The organism is Micromonospora sp. NPDC005686, assembly GCF_042871665.1.
Taxonomy (GTDB): domain Bacteria; phylum Actinomycetota; class Actinomycetes; order Mycobacteriales; family Micromonosporaceae; genus Micromonospora.
Genome location: NZ_JBIAIY010000002.1, coordinates 679,616 through 691,861, shown reverse-complemented (window position 1 = coordinate 691,861; position 12,246 = coordinate 679,616). Strand labels below are relative to the sequence as shown.

The 12,246-nt window shown below is 74.3% G+C and carries 10 protein-coding genes; 4 read left to right on the top strand and 6 right to left on the bottom strand.

Annotated features, from left to right (window positions below):
- Window positions 1–1,251, bottom strand: a complete 1,251-nt coding sequence (locus ACFYON_RS07190; protein WP_354870799.1) for a PspC domain-containing protein — start codon at window positions 1,249–1,251, stop codon at window positions 1–3.
- A gap of 176 nt (window positions 1,252–1,427) precedes the next feature.
- Here ACFYON_RS07190 and ACFYON_RS07185 point away from each other — a divergent pair, with 176 nt between their 5' ends.
- The 3 genes from ACFYON_RS07185 (at window position 1,428) to ACFYON_RS07175 (ending at window position 5,072) form a co-directional block, all read left to right on the top strand.
- Entirely contained in the window at window positions 1,428–3,275 is a 1,848-nt protein-coding gene (locus tag ACFYON_RS07185) for a PspC domain-containing protein (RefSeq protein WP_354870647.1), read from the top strand.
- Window positions 3,272–3,670: a hypothetical protein gene (locus tag ACFYON_RS07180; RefSeq protein WP_354870816.1), complete on the top strand. Its 399-nt coding sequence runs from the start codon at window positions 3,272–3,274 to the stop codon at window positions 3,668–3,670. The genes ACFYON_RS07185 and ACFYON_RS07180 overlap by 4 nt, the downstream gene beginning before the upstream one ends.
- Before the next feature lie 154 nt (window positions 3,671–3,824).
- Entirely contained in the window at window positions 3,825–5,072 is a 1,248-nt protein-coding gene (locus ACFYON_RS07175; protein WP_357711102.1) for a phosphatidylserine decarboxylase, read from the top strand.
- A 57-nt stretch (window positions 5,073–5,129) separates the two neighbouring features.
- Here ACFYON_RS07175 and ACFYON_RS07170 read toward each other — a convergent pair whose 3' ends face one another.
- The 3 genes from ACFYON_RS07170 to ACFYON_RS07160 form a co-directional block, all read right to left on the bottom strand.
- Window positions 5,130–6,044, bottom strand: a complete 915-nt coding sequence (locus ACFYON_RS07170; RefSeq protein ID WP_354870643.1) for a CDP-alcohol phosphatidyltransferase family protein — start codon at window positions 6,042–6,044, stop codon at window positions 5,130–5,132.
- 345 nt (window positions 6,045–6,389) lie between these two features.
- Window positions 6,390–7,301: an NUDIX domain-containing protein gene (locus ACFYON_RS07165; protein WP_354870640.1), complete on the bottom strand. Its 912-nt coding sequence runs from the start codon at window positions 7,299–7,301 to the stop codon at window positions 6,390–6,392.
- 129 nt (window positions 7,302–7,430) lie between these two features.
- A complete protein-coding gene (locus tag ACFYON_RS07160; RefSeq protein ID WP_354870637.1) occupies window positions 7,431–8,378 on the bottom strand; it encodes an NUDIX domain-containing protein in 948 nt (315 codons plus the stop codon).
- 144 nt (window positions 8,379–8,522) lie between these two features.
- On the opposite strand from ACFYON_RS07160, the gene ACFYON_RS07155 reads away from it, so the two are divergent.
- Window positions 8,523–8,900, top strand: coding sequence for a PspC domain-containing protein (locus tag ACFYON_RS07155; protein ID WP_354870634.1), 378 nt, complete (start codon window positions 8,523–8,525; stop codon window positions 8,898–8,900).
- 6 nt (window positions 8,901–8,906) lie between these two features.
- On the opposite strand, the gene guaA is transcribed toward ACFYON_RS07155, so the two are convergent.
- Window positions 8,907–10,463: a glutamine-hydrolyzing GMP synthase gene (gene guaA / locus ACFYON_RS07150; protein WP_354870631.1), complete on the bottom strand. Its 1,557-nt coding sequence runs from the start codon at window positions 10,461–10,463 to the stop codon at window positions 8,907–8,909.
- 80 nt (window positions 10,464–10,543) lie between these two features.
- Window positions 10,544–12,226, bottom strand: coding sequence for a GMC family oxidoreductase (locus tag ACFYON_RS07145; protein ID WP_354870628.1), 1,683 nt, complete (start codon window positions 12,224–12,226; stop codon window positions 10,544–10,546).
- Window positions 12,227–12,246 lie beyond the last annotated feature (20 nt).

Genomic DNA, 12,246 nt, shown 5'->3' with positions numbered 1-12,246 from the left:
TCACTTGTCCCTTTCCGCCGTGGAGCCGGAGCCGCTGATCGGCAGGATCAGCCGGACCTCGGTCCCTTCCCCCGGCTCGGACCGGATCTCCGCCCGGCCGCCGTGCCGCTTCATCCGTCCGATGATCGAGCCCCGGACGCCGTGCCGGTGATTCTCCACCGTATCCGGGTCGAAGCCCTTGCCCCGGTCCCGGACGAACACGCTCACCTGCTCCGGCTCCACCTCCGCGTACAGCGACACGGTCTGCACACCGGCGTGCCGGGCCGCGTTGACCAGGGCCTCCCGGGCGGCGGCAACGATCGCGCCCACCCGCTCGTCGGTCTCCCGGTCGCCGACCACCACCGCCTCGACGGTGATGGCGAAGGTGTCCTCCACCTCGGCGGCGGCCTGCTCCAGGGCGGCCGCGAAGCGCTCGGTGGGCGAGGCGGTCGGCTTGTAGAGCCAGTTGCGCAGCGACCGTTCCTGACCACGGGCCAGCCGCTGCACCGTCTTGACGTCGCTGGCGTTGCGCTGGATCAGGGCCAGCGTGTGCAGCACCTGGTCGTGCACCATCGCGGCCAGTTCGGCGCGTTCCTGCTCCCGGATGCGCCCCTCCCGCTCGGACCGGAGCTGGTTCCAGGTGCGCCAGAGCACCGGACCGGTGACCACACCCACGCCGGCCAGCCCGACCAGCGCGAAGATCACGCCGTTGAGCACCGCGTCGAAGTTCTGCGCCGGGGAGTAGACGGCGGCCACGCCGATGATGCCGACCGCGACGAGCACGCCGCCGCCGATGAAGCGCAGCACGAACGCGCGCCTGTCGCTCTCCTCCACCACCGCGCCCAGCCAGGGCACCGCCGAGTCGCCCCACTGCCGGCGGCGCTCCGGGGCGGCCTGGTGCCAGATGACGCCCGCGCCGACCGCGATGATCGCCACCAGCCAGCCGGCGGTGCCGGCCGCGCCCACCGAGTTGAACGCGACCACCTGGAGCAGCAGCACACCGAGCCCGATCACCACGAACGGCAGCAACTGGGCGAGGTCGCGGCGGGGCGGGGCGGCGGTGTCGCCGGGCCGGGGCGGGACCACCGCCCAGAAGGCGGCGTAGAGCAGCAGCCCGAGACCGCTCAGCCCGAGCAGCACCATGAACGCCACGCGGACCCGCAGCACCGGGATGCCCAGGTGCTCGGCGATGCCCGCGGCCACCCCGGCGGCCAGCCGGTGCTCGGTGGCGCGGTAGAGGCGCGGGGCGTGCGGGGCGGGGGTGCTGCTGATCGGAGGCTCCCAGGTCGAGGTGGGTGTGCCGGCGGCGCCGACGCTCAGATCGTCACACGATGGCGACACCCCGGACCACGGGGACGCCCCGGAGTTTCACCCGCGCCGGATCTCAGGGTGGGGTCAGGGTCGGGTCCGGAGGCTGCTCGGGCGGCCGGGGCAGCAGTATCGAAGCCATGAACGAGGACGCTGCCCGTCCGCCCCGCCCCTGGGCGGCAGCACAGGACACCCCGCCGCCGCCCCCGCCGGGAGCGGCGCCCACCACCGACCAGGCGCCCCCGCCGCCCGGCGGCACGCCGTTCGCCGGTCCGCCACCCGGTGGGTACGCCCCACCGCCCGGCGCCGCCGGCTTCACCACCCGGTACGGCCTGGTACGCCCTCGCCAGGGCCGCTACCTGGCCGGGGTGTGCGCCGCCATCGGCCGGGCCACGAACACCGACCCGGTGCTGTGGCGCGTGCTGCTGGCCGTGCTCGGCTTCTTCGGCGGCATCGGCATCATCGTGTACATCGCCGGCTGGCTGATCGTCCCCGGCGAGGGCGACACCGCCTCGCCGCTGGAGGCCATGCTCGGCCGGGGCCGGTCCAGCATGTCCCCGATCACGGTGATCGTGCTCAGCATCGTGGTGGCGCTCGGCTTCGCCTACGTCGTGACCGACGGGTTCCGGGCGATCCTGCTCGGCGCGGTGATCCTGATCGGCGGCGCGCTCCTGCTCAACCGCGATCAGCGCGGACCGGCGCAGCGCCCGGCTCAGCCGGTGCCGCCGCACGGTCCCCCGCCGGGTCCGGTGCCGCCGGTGGCCTGGCCCGCACCGCAGGCCCCGGCGCCGGGTACCTGGACCGCGGCTCCCCCCGCGGCGCCGTGGACCGGCGCGCCCGCCGGACCGGCCGTGCCGCCGGCACGCCCTGGCACGCTGCCCGCCACCCACGCGGAGCCCGGCTACCCGACGGTGTCCGCGTCCGAGCCCGGCTACCCGACGGTGTCCGCCGCCGAGCCGGAGGACCCGGCGACGTCCGGCGCGGAGCGTGAGCCGGGCAACCCGGCGACGCCGGAGGGCTTCTCCGGGCCCACGACCGGCTACCCGACGCTGCCCGCGCCGGGCTGGCCCGCTGCTGCGGGCACCCGGCCGGCCCCGGCCGAGCCGACAACCGTCGCGATGCGGCACGTGACCGGCGCGGTCGCCGACACCGCCTCCTGGCCCGCGTACGGCGGGAACCCGGCCTGGCCGGGCGCGCGGGACTCGGGCGCCCGGCTGGACGAGCCGGCCGCCGTGCCGCCGCCCGCGCCGGTGGGCGCACCCCTGCCGCCCCGCGGTTACCGGCCGCCGTTCGCCCCGCACGGCCCCTACGCCGGGTCACCGCCCGTCCCGCCCGTCCCGCCACCGGTCCGGCCGCCGCGACCACCGAAGCGGCCCAAGGAGCGCTCGCCGCTCGGCGCGATCACGTTCTCGCTGATCTTCCTGGCGCTCGGCGTGGTGGCCATGCTCGACCTGCTCGACGTCTTCCCGGTCGGCGCCGCCGGCTACTTCGCCGCAGTGCTCGCGACCATCGGCCTCGGCCTGCTCGTCGGCACCTGGTTCGGCCGGGCCCGCTGGCTGATCGCGCTGGGCCTGGTGACCGCGGCGGCGCTCGGCATCGCCACCGTCGCCGAGTCCTACGACCGGGTACGCGGCATCGACGGCAACGTCACCTGGGCGCCGACCGACCTGCGCGACCTGGCCAGCCGGTACGAGAACAACCTCGGTGACGCGACGCTCGACCTGCGCGGCATCGACTTCGACAAGCAGGACGTCCAGGTGACGGTCGACGTGAACCTCGGCAACGCGACGGTCGTCGTACCGCCGAACGTCGACGTGACCACGGTGGCCGACGTGAACGCCGGTGACGCCACGGTCTTCGGCCAGCGCAACGGCGGGCTCGGCGGCCCTCAGTGGGAGACCACCGACGTCGGCCCCGACGGTCCCGGTGGCGGCAAGTTGCGCCTCTACGTCCACGTGAACGCCGGCAAGCTGGAGGTGACCCGGTGAAGGCGCACCGTACCGACCTCGTGTCGCTCGCTTTCGGACTCCTGTTCCTCGGCCTGTCCGTCTGGTGGCTGCTGGCCCGGATCCTCGGTCTCTCCGTACCGCCGGTCGGCTGGTTCCTGGCCGGCGGGCTGGTGGTGATCGGACTGCTCGGACTGGTCGGCGCGCTGCGCTCGGGCCGCGCCCCGGAGCAGCCCGCCCCGCCCGCACCGGAGGTCACCGTCGCCGCGCCGTACGGCTCCCCGGCCGGCGGCACGGCGACGACCGACGGTGCCGACGAATGGGTTACCGAGGCGACCACCGACTCCGCCGAGCCGGCCACCCGCGAACTGCCGCCGCTCGACGAACCGGCCGACGAACCGGTTCAGCAGCGCCGTACGCCGGGGGAACCGGCCTGACCGCGCCACTGCGGCGCCCTTCGGACGCGGCCTATGCTGGTCGGCGGAGATCTCACCTCCGCCGGCCGGCCCGCGCCCCTCGACTCACCGGAGCCGCCGGTCGGGTCGCCGGAGCTGCCCGTCCGTTCGCTATCTCGTCAGGAGCCCGTCCGACATGACCCAGTCCCCCGCCGTGCGCGTCACCGGTCCCTCCGGTGCGGTCCGCATCGGCGAGCGCGCCGCCCGCACGCTCGTCAGCGAGTTCGCCCGGCGCAACGACCCGAAGGCCGGCCTGCTGGTCGGCGCGACCCCGGAGTCCGCGGTGCTGGCCGCCGCGATCGAGGCGCTGCTCCCCGGCGACCGGCTGACAGTGGTGCCGGCGGAGGGCGCCTCGGCGGCGGCGCTGCGCGAACACGTCACCGCGCAGGGCCGCTGGGTCGCCGACCGGGTACGTGTGGCCGACACGCTCGCCGAGGCGGACGCCGCCGCGGTGGTGATCGTCGCCGAGCCGTTCACCGGCACCGCGGAAGAGGCGCGCGCCGCCGTCGACGGGCTGGTGAAGTACCTCGCCGAGGGCGCGGTGCTGAGCGTCTCCGCGCCGCTGTTCCGCACCGAGGGCGCCGACGGCGAGCTGGACCGGCAGGGCGTGCTGCACGGCGTACGCACCGACCTGGTGCTGCGCAACACCCCGCCGGTACGCGTGCACCACCTGCGCTTCGCCCCGGCGCCGGTCGCGCTCGCGGCCTCCCTGTCCCCGGCGTACCGGCCGTCGAGCGTGCCGCTGACCCGGGGCATGCACATCGACTCGAACGGCGTGGCCGCCGCGGGCATCACGCTCGGCCTGGCCGCCCTGGCCCGGGTCGCGCGGCCGAAGTCGAAGCTCTGGCTGCTGCCGGCGCTGGCCGCCGCGCCGGTGGCCGCGTTCTTCCGGGACCCGGAGCGGGACGTTCCCGAGGACCCGTCGGCGGTGGTGGCCTCGGCGGACGGTCGGGTGCTGTCCGTGCAGCGGCTGGCGGACGAGCGCTTCGGTGACGGCGAGTGGCTGCGGATCGCGGTCTTCCTGTCGGTGCTGGACGTGCACGTCAACCGCGCTCCGGTGGCCGGCAAGGTGGTCGACTACTTCGTCGCCGACGGCGGGTTCGTCAACGCCATGAAGCCGGACGCCGAGCACAACGTGGCGGCGTACACGGTGCTGGACACCGACCACGGCGCCGTGGTGGTGGCGCAGCGTACCGGGCTGATCGCCCGCCGGATCGTGCAGCGGGCGCCGGTCGGTTCGCTGCTGGCCCGGGGCGAGCGCTTCGGCCTGATCCGGTTCGGCTCGCGTACCGACGTCTATCTGCCGGCCGACGCCGCGGACCCGCTCGTCGGTCCGGGTGACAAGGTGGTCGGCGGCGCCACGGTGATCGCCCGCTGGCGCTGAGCGCCGGACACGCGCAAGGGGCGCCGCTCTCGCGGCGCCCCTTGCGTCGTTCTCGGATCAGGCGGTACGGCGCTGATGCAGCCAGAGCAGCGGGCCGCTGACCAGGTAGCTCACCACCACGAGGGCGAACGTGAGCCGGATGTCGACCAGCGCGCCCACCACCAGGGCCAGCCAGAGCCACGGCGGCAGCTTCAGCAGCCGGGCGAGCTTGGCGTACGGGAAACTGGACACCATGGCGAAGGCGAGCAGCGCCACGCCAGCCACCATGACCAGGCCGGGGACCGGCACGCCGATGGCCACGGTCAGGGCCAGCACGGCCGCCGCCATGGTGGTCGGCACGCCGCAGAAGAAGCGGCCGTCCTTCGGCGAGACGTTGAACCGGGCGAGCCGGATCGCCGCGCAGGCGGCAACGAGCGCGCAGGAGACCGCGGCGGCCGCCGGGGGCGCCGAACCGGCAAGCGAGGCGTAGACCACGACGGGCGCGGCCAGGCCGAACGAGCACATGTCGGCGAGCGAATCCATCTGCGCGCCGAACGGGCTGGCCACGCCGAGCTTGCGGGCCAGCGCGCCGTCGAGGCCGTCGAACGCGACGCAGGCGATCAGGAAGATCGCGGCGATCTGCACGTCACCGCGCATGGCCAGGAAGATGGCCAGCATACCGAGCATGAGGCTGCTCAGTGTGCACGCGTTGACGAGTGCGAACTTGGCCCGGCGGGCGGCGGTGCGCTCACCCGGCAGGAGCGGGATCGACATCGCCGAGGCCTCGTCGTCGACCGGGGCGGCCGGGGCGAGCGCCGGGCTGACCGGGCGTACCGCCTCGATCTCGGTGTCGAGCCGGCCGTAGCGGAGGCGCTGGCGATCGGCGTAGCGGTGGTCGGGGGTGACCCGGTCGGTCCCCGAGACGGCAGTACCGTCCCGGCGGCCCACTCGGACCAGAAGCACCTGGCGGGCGAACGTGCTGCTGCGGCGCAACCGGCCCGCCCAGCGACGCCCTGCGGGGCGCGGACTGTCAGTCGTACGACGCCGGCGCCATGGGGCTCTCGGCACGTTTCCTCCATCACCGGATCGGCTGACCGCCCTTGGCGGGGCGGGTGTCCGGCTGTCTCGTGCCGGACCTTTCGGGTCCGGCAGCCCATTTGCGGAGTACACCATTGCACAGGGGACAAGGGCTTGGCGATAGCTGCCGACGGTAGTTATATCTCCCCTAACCGCGCGAACCGCTCAACCATTCCCATCTCGGGCTTCATCGCCCGTTTTCGGTGCCAACCCTTCCTCCTGACTGTACCGGAGGTCACCAAGGGCGGCTCGGCGAGCGATTCAGGTCACCCGCCGCACGGTGGCGCGGGCTGCCACATCTGTCATCCGCAGGGTCGTGACCTGCTCCGGGGCGAACCAGGCCGCCCGCGCCGTCGATCCGCCTGCCGACTCGGTCACCACCGCCTCGGTCGGCACGTCCACGCGTACCCGGTAGATCACCCGGACGCCGTGCCAGTCCAGCGGACGACCCTCGGGACCGAGCGCGGCCGGGTTGTGCAGGTTGTCCACAGCGATCAGGTCGACCACCCGGCCCAGTTGCCCGGCCTCCTCGACCAGCTCGCGCAGCAGACCGGCGGCCGGCTGCTCGCCGTGGTCAGTGCCGCCACCGGGCAGGTGCCAGCAGCCCGCCCCGGGGTAGCCGTCGGCGATCATGGTGAGCAGTACCCGGTCGGCGGGGTCGGTGACCAGCCCGTACGCGGCGAAGCGCTGCCGGCGGTCGACGGCCGGCCCGGCCGGGTCGACGGGCAGCCCTCGGGGCATGTCGGCCGGCAGGGGCGACACCGGCAGGCCGAGCAGCTCGGCGGTGAACGGCATCAGCGGGCGGGCGGCGGCCTCCTCGGGCGTGAACCAGCCCACCTCGTCGGTGCCACCGGCCGGCTCGGGCCGCACCCGCCCGCCCCGCGCCTCGACCTCGAAGATCAGCCGATCCGTGTGCATGGCGACGCGCTCGGCGCGGAACGTGGTCACGTCGGCCACAGCGGCCCGGATCACGCCGGGCGCGACGGTCAGGCCGGTTTCCTCGGCGAACTCGCGTACGACGGTGTGGGCCGGGTGCTCCGCGTGCTCGACGCCGCCGCCGGGCACCTGCCACACCCCCGGGCACGGGCACCGCGCCGAGCCGCGCGCCAGCAACACCCGCCCCTCGGAGTCCCGCAGCACCCCGTAGGCCCCGACCCGCCGCCGCTGCTCCACAGCACCCTCCCCCGCCCGCGCCCCCGCGCACTCCCCGCACCCGCCCCGTCGATCATGAGGTTAGCGGCACCGAGGGGGCCGTTTCGCGCCGTCAACTTCATGATCGCCGGGTGGGTGAGGGCGGCGCGGTCAGAGGAGGTGGGCGGCCTGGACTGCTTCGGCTGTCACCTCGGTGAGACGGTCGGTGGGGAGGGCGCCCAGTTCCTCGAGGCGGAACCAGCGGGCCTCGCAGGTGGAGCCGCCGATGTCGGCCACCGTGGGTGGCGCGGGCTGGTCGACGACCACCCGGTAGAACGCGCGTACGCCGTGCCAGTCGATCGGGTAGCCCTCCGGGCCGAGCGAGGCGGCGTCCCGGTGGCTGGCCACGCCGAGCAGCTCGACCAGGCGGCCGGTCTGGCCGGTCTCCTCGACGAGTTCCCGGATCAGGGCCGCGCCCGGCTGCTCGCCGTAGTCGGTGCCGCCGCCGGGCAGGTGCCAGCAGCCGGCGCCCGGGTAGCCGTCGGACACCCGGGTCAGCAGCACGCGCTCCTCCGGGTCGGTCACCACCGCGTACGCGGCGAAGCGCTGCGCCCGGTGCAGCCCGTCCGGGCCGGGTACGGCGTAGAACGAGGGGAACTCGGGCACCTCCTCCGGCACGATGTCGTCGGTGGAGGTGGGCAGGCCCAGGGCGCGCGCGGTGAACGACCGCAGCGGCAGATCCCGGGCCTCGTCGAGGGTGAACCAGCGGGCCAGGTCGGTCGGGCGGTCGACCCGCTCGGTGAGCGTCCCGCCGCGTACCGAGACGGTGTAGAGCAGCCGGTCGGTGTGGATCGTGATGTGCCGCTCGGGCAGCGCCCGCATGTCGGCGAGCACGTCCTGGAGGCCGGCCACAGCCACCGAGAGCCCGGTTTCGGCAGCGGTCTCGCGTACGACAGTGTGTTTGGGGTCCTCACCGTGGTCGACCGCGCCTCCGGGAAGCGACCAGGTGCCGGGGGTGCCGGAGCGCTCCGATGCGCGGACCAGCAACACTCGGCCGTGTGAATCAGCAGAAACTGCGTATGCCGCGATCCTGCGCAGCGGCTCCAGCGAGGTGGTCACGGGAGCAAATTCTCCCCGGAGTGGGTTACCGCGATCGAAAAGAGTCAGATTCCTGACTCTCGGCTGGCGCCTCAGGGACGGTTCAGGGTAGGCGTCGGGGCGGTCACCGAGGTCGCCCGCCGGGACGCGCGCGACCGTTGACACATGACCTTCCCGAACCCCTCCCAGGCCCCGTACAAGCAGCTCCGCCGGCCGGTCAGCGACCGCATGATCGCCGGGGTGGCGAGCGGCCTCGGCCGCTACTTCGCCGCCGACCCCACGCTGATCCGGGTGATCTTCGCGACCGCCACCGTGCTCACCGGCGGGCTGGCCGCGCTCGCGTACCCGATCATGTGGTTCCTGATGCCCGAGGAGCCGGCCGGCGCCCCCGCCTGGCCGCACCCGCCGGGCACCGCGCCGGGCTGGCCACCGGTCCCGCCGGCCGGACCGGTCCCGCCGACCACGCAGGTCACGCCGCGGACGCCGCGCCCCGAGGCCGGACCGCAGACGCCGCCGGACGCCGGAGCGCCGCCCGCGGCCTGAGCCGCGTCACTCCCACTCGATGGTGCCCGGCGGCTTGCTCGTCACGTCCAGGACCACGCGGTTGACCTCGGCGACCTCGTTGGTGATCCGGGTGGAGATCCGGGCCACCACGTCGTAGGGCAGCCGTGACCAGTCGGCGGTCATCGCGTCCTCGCTGGAGACGGGGCGCAGCACCACCGGGTGACCGTAGGTGCGGCCGTCGCCCTGCACCCCGACGCTGCGGACGTCGGCCAGCAGCACCACCGGGAACTGCCAGACGCCCCGGTCCAGACCGGCCGCGGTCAGCTCCTGCCGGGCGATCAGGTCGGCCTTGCGGAGCACGGCGAGGCGCTCCTCGTCGACCGCGCCGATGATCCGGATGGCCAGCCCCGGCCCCGGGAACGGGTGCCGCCACACCATCGCCTCGGGCAGGCCCAGCTCCAGGCCGATCGTGCGGACCTCGTCCTTGAACAGCGTGCGCAGCGGCTCCACCAGTGAGAACTTCAGGTCCTCGGGCAGGCCGCCGACGTTGTGGTGGCTCTTGATGTTGGCGGTGCCGGTGCCGCCGCCGGACTCCACCACGTCCGGGTAGAGCGTGCCCTGCACCAGGTATTCCACGTCGCCGTGCGCGGCGATCTCCCGGGCGGCGGCCTCGAAGACCCGGATGAACTCCCGGCCGATGATCTTGCGCTTCTGCTCCGGGTCGGTCACCCCGGCGAGCGCGCCGAGGAACCGCTCCCGGGCGTCCACCACCTTGAGCTTGATGCCGGTGGCCGCCACGTAGTCCTTCTCGACCTGCTCGGCCTCACCGGCGCGCAGCAGCCCGTGGTCCACGAACACGCAGGTGAGCTGATCGCCCACGGCGCGGTGCACGAGCGCCGCGGCGACCGCCGAGTCGACGCCGCCGGAGAGGCCGCAGATGACCTCCTTGTCGCCGATCTGCTCCCGGATCCGGGCGACCTGCTCGTCGATGATGTTCGACGGCGTCCACGTCGGTTCGATGCCGGCGATGTCGTACAGGAAGCGGGTCAGCATCTCCTGGCCGTGCGCGGTGTGCCCGACCTCGGGGTGGAACTGCACGCCGGCCCGGCGGCCGGCCACGTCCTCGAACGCGGCGACCGGGGCGCCCGCCGACTCGGCGGTGACGGTGAAGCCGTCCGGGGCCTCGGTGACGCAGTCTCCGTGGCTCATCCAAACCGGCAGGTCGGCCGGCAGGTCACGCAGCAGCACCCCGGGCTCGGTCAGGCGCGGGCGCAGCGGGGTGCCGCCGTACTCGCGGTTGCCGGTGCGGGCGACGGTGCCGCCGAGCGCCTGGGCCATGGCCTGGAAGCCGTAGCAGATGCCGAAGACCGGTACGCCGGCGTCGAACATCCCGGCGTCGATCTGCGGCGCGTCCGGGGCGTAGACGCTGGCCGGGCCGCCGGACAGGATGATCGCGGCGGGGTTCTTCGCCAGCATCTCGGACACCGGCATGGAATGCGGGACGATCTCCGAGTAGACCTTCGCCTCGCGGACACGGCGCGCGATGAGCTGGGCGTACTGGGCTCCGAAGTCCACCACGAGGACGGGGCGAGGCGTGCTCATGTGCGCAAAGCCTACCGACAGTCACCGGCCGCGCGGACGCGCCCCGGCGGTGTGGCGGGATGAACCTGGCGGCAGCGCGCTCAGCGCAGGGCGGCGGGGGCGTGCGCGGGGACGGCGGGCCGCTGCGGCGCGACCGGCGCGACCCGGGTGTACGCCGACCCGAGCGCCGGACGCGGGTCCACCTCGCCCTTGTTCGGCCAGTACGACATGGCGCGCTCGGCCTGCGCGGTGATCGTCAGCGACGGGTTGACGCCGAGGTTCGCCGAGACCGCCGCGCCGTCCACCACGTGCAGCCCCGGGTGGCCGTACACCCGGTGCCACGGGTCGACGACCCCCTCGTCCGGGGTGGCGCCGATCACCGCACCGCCGAGGATGTGCGCGGTGACCGGGATGTTGAACGGCTCGGTCACCGCACCGCCGGGGGTGCCGCCGATCTCCTCGGCGAGCAGCCGGGCTGCCGTGTTGCCGGCCGGGATCCAGGTCGGGTTGGGATCGCCGTGGCCGGGGCCGGAGACCAGCCGGCCCCTGCGGTAGCGGGTGGTCAGCGAGTTGTCGACCGACTGCATGACGAGCGCGATGACGGTGCGCTCGGACCAGCGGCGTACCGACAGCATCCGTGCCGCCACCGTGGGCTGCCGGACGATGCTGCCCAGCCAGCGCCGGACCCGGTGGGGACCGCCGTCGACGAGCAGCGACTGGAGCAGGCCCATCGCGTTGGAGCCCTTGCCGTAGCGGACCGGCTCGATGTGGGTCTGCGGGTCGGGGTGGAAGGAACTGGTGATCGCCACCCCCTCGGTGAAGTCGAGGCCGCGCCGGCGGGCCGCGCCGGGCGCCACCGAGGCGCCGAGGATGGCCTCGGAGTTGGTCCGGGTCAGCTCGCCCAGCCGGGGCGAGAGCGCCGGCAGCGTGCCGGTCGCCTTCATCTTGTGCAGCAGCCGCTGGGTGCCGAGCGCGCCGGCCGCGAAGACCACCTGGTCGGCGTGGATCACCTCGCGCCGCTTGCGCAGCCAGGCGCCGGTGCGCTCGATGTGCACCGCGTAGCCGCCGGCCGGGTCCGGGTGGACGGCGGTGACAGTGGTCAGCGGGTGCACCCGCACGCCGAGCCGTTCGGCCAGCCAGAGGTAGTTCTTCACCAGCGTGTTCTTGGCGCCGTGCCGGCAGCCGGTCATGCACGACCCGCAGTGGCTGCAGCCCGTGCGGTCGGGCCCGGCCCCACCGAAGTACGGGTCCGCCACCCGCTCGCCGGGGCGGCCGATGTGCACGCCGACCGGCGTCGGGTGGTAGGTGTGCGCCACCCCCATCCGCTCGGCCACCGCGCGCACGGCCCGGTCCGCACGCGTGTCGATCGGGTACGTGGTGACGCCGAGCATCCGCTTCGCCTGGTCGTAGTGGCGGGCCAGCTCGTCGCGCCAGTCGGTGATGTCCCGCCACTGCGGGTCGGTGTAGAACGCGTCCAGCGGCTCGTAGAGCGTGTTCGCGTAGACGAGCGACCCACCGCCGACCCCGGCGCCGGAGAGCACCAGCACACCGCCGCCGGCCTTGCGGTCGGCCGAGCGCAGCAGCGTGATCCGCTGGAGCCCGAAGCAGCCGAGCCGGGGCGCCCAGAGGAACCGCCGCGCCCGCCAGGAGGTACGCGGGAACTCGTCGTCGGCGAAGCGCCGCCCGGCCTCCAGGACCCCTACCGAGTAACCCTTCTCGGCCAGCCGCAGCGCGGTGACGCTGCCGCCGAACCCGGAACCGATGACGACCACGTCGTAGCGCATGGACGCATCATTACCGACCG